The sequence below is a fragment of the Micromonospora sp. DT178 genome (genome assembly GCF_049841695.1).
GTDB lineage: Bacteria > Actinomycetota > Actinomycetes > Mycobacteriales > Micromonosporaceae > Micromonospora.
Genome location: NZ_JBNCKV010000066.1, coordinates 1 through 338 on the forward strand (window position 1 = coordinate 1; position 338 = coordinate 338).

The 338-nt window shown below is 66.6% G+C and carries 1 protein-coding gene; it reads left to right on the forward strand.

Annotation, left to right across the window (positions count from 1 at the left end; genetic code table 11):
- On the forward strand, nucleotides 1-338 hold a 338-nt coding region (locus tag ACLQ22_RS31975), incomplete at both ends, for a SpnB-like Rossmann fold domain-containing protein (RefSeq protein ID WP_425695599.1).

Here is a 338-nt window from a genome sequence, read left to right on the forward strand (position 1 = left end):
GGCCTGGTCCGCTCCGCGCAGTCCGAACACCCCAACCGATTCATCCTGCTCGACCTCGACGATGACACCGACCACGGTGGCGAACTGGGCAGGATCCTGACCGCGGTGCTCGACAGCGGCGAACCGGAGATCGCGGTACGCGCTGGTGAACTGTATACCCGGCGGTTGACCCGGGCCGGTGGTACTGGCCGGCTGCTCCTGCCCGGCTCTGACCGGTTGCCGGCTGGGTTGGATTCGCGTGGCACGGTGGTGATCACTGGTGGGACCGGGGTGTTGGGTGGGTTGTTGGCCCGGCATCTGGTCGCCACGCATGGGGTCAGGCATCTGTTGTTGTTGTC